Here is a 2033-nt window from a genome sequence, read left to right as displayed (position 1 = left end):
GGCAGAGAAAATCCAAGCAAAACAACACGTTAGACGGTATTATTAATTCGCTTGCCGCTTAAGGTTCTGTACATGAGATCAGTATAGCTCGTGGTGACTGCTAATCATGGGTAATCAGGTTTTCTTATTAACAAGATGATCCCGACAGATAAGAAAATCGGGCCCAAGAACAAGCCAGAAGTTGCCAGAATAGATACCGCGAGCGACGAGAATTCCATTTCATGCATCTTTTGGGGATGTGGTGAGGACAGGTTAGCTGACCTATAGGAGTCTATCCATTGGGATGTGGGGCAAGTATCACAGTATCTGATTATCCCCAATGGAGATCTTACACCTTGTGGTGTTAGTGAGATAAAACAGAGAGTTACTGCGCCCCCTTTGTGCGCAAATGGGGTTCGTTGCGCTTGGGTTTACTTGGCTGGTTGTATGTCTACTGATACAACCCGGAAGCTGGGCGGCTGTAGTAACACACTCGGTGGCCTTAGCAAGCTGTCCTATGACAACACTTCCCATTGCCCACCCTTGCGCGGACCAACAAAGCGTAATCGTCCTGCCTTAACCAACGCCGCCGCCGCTCGCTCCACAGTGCTGGTCGATCTGCCTATCCGCTCGGCTACTTGTTTAAGGGTCAAGGTCGGCTCAGCCACCAAGATAGCCAACACCGCATCCGGCGTTTTTACCCGCATTTCTACCGGCGTTTCTACCCGCATTTTTTCCAGCTGTGTGAACTGTGATGCCGGTTGTGCGGCAATCGCCTCGGTCAACGCATCTCGCAGCGCCTCTAGCAGAAACAGAATAAAATCGGTGCAGTCACTCAGCCTGTCGGCCAGACTTAATTGGTGGTAGTAGTGCTCTTGGCGCTCTTTGATGATCGCTTCCACCGGCAGGAAGGCCATCACTGGTTGCCAACGGCTCAAGATCACCGTTTGCCACAAGCGCCCCATACGACCATTTCCATCGGAAAAGGGGTGGATAAACTCCAACTCGTAGTGCAAGGCACAAGAGGCGATCAAGGGATGGGCCTCTGTTTCTGCCAACCATTGCATCAGTTGTTCCATCAGACGCGGAACCTGAGTCGCGGGGGGAGCCATATGTACTAATTGCTCACCCCGATAGATGCCGACCCCAGCACTACGCCATTGCCCTGCATCGTCGCATAACCCGTGCATCAAACGTTCATGGGCCCTGAGCAAATCCGCAGAAGAGGTAGGGGCCCAAGCCGACATTGCTTCATAAGCGGCAAAGGCATTGCGCACCTCCTGGATCTCACGGGGTAATCCCAGTACAGGTTTGCCGTCGATCACTGCCGTGACTTGATCCAGGCTCAGGGTGTTGTGCTCGATAGCCAGGGATGCCTGGATGGTGCGGATCCGGTTTTCCCGGCGTAGCATGGGCACTTGCGAGCTCTGCGTCGAGCGCCATTGCCCCACCAATTCTGCGATCTCCGCCACCCGGCTCAACATGGCGTGGGTCAGGGTGAAGGGAGGGGAATAGGCTGCCATGGGGGACTCCGACTGAAACGATTGCAAATGCGAAGGCTCAGAGATTATCAGATCGGGGGCAAGACCAACACGCCGGCGTATCTTTGCGAATTCTGTGATAAGCGGTATGCGATGTTCTATGACGGGGTGCGATTTGTTGCGAACTTGCTGTGTTACTCGCTCCATCTGCTTGCTATTTCATGCAATGAGATGCAAACGAGTTCCTTTGATTTAAAATCCCTCGACGTTCGCGTCGTGCCGGTTCGATTCCGGCCTCAGGCACCATTAAAATCAAAGACTTACTAAGGCCACTAGCAATAGTGGCCTTTTTGTTTCTAGTCAATTGACTGCCAGAATGGCAGCGACCTGAAGAGTCGGTTCATCTCTTGAATCTGCACGTGCCAAGCTGCGACCCCTGGTGTGAACATCAAAGAGCCTGCTCGATGGCAGGCTCCTGAGTGCTTCCCAGAATTCTCTAAATAGCTGTTCCGAATAGTAGATCACCGGAGGAAGGGAACTCAGTCCAGTTTGTGCGATCTGATTAGTCGCTAA

The 2033-nt window shown here is 52.4% G+C and carries 2 protein-coding genes; both read right to left on the bottom strand.

The features are described 5' to 3' along the window. Window positions 1–494 precede the first annotated feature (494 nt). A complete protein-coding gene (locus OKC30_RS20625) occupies window positions 495–1502 on the bottom strand; it encodes a Fic family protein (RefSeq protein WP_041206994.1) in 1008 nt (335 codons plus the stop codon). A gap of 318 nt (window positions 1503–1820) precedes the next feature. Further along, window positions 1821–2033: hypothetical protein (locus OKC30_RS20620; protein ID WP_270809797.1), on the bottom strand; the 213-nt coding region annotated here is incomplete at its 5' end.

Source organism: Aeromonas sp. QDB18, assembly GCF_027705325.1.
GTDB classification, from domain to species: Bacteria; Pseudomonadota; Gammaproteobacteria; order Enterobacterales; family Aeromonadaceae; genus Aeromonas; species Aeromonas caviae.
The sequence above is the reverse complement of the archived record's forward strand: the minus strand, read 5'-3'. Positions and strand labels throughout refer to the sequence as shown.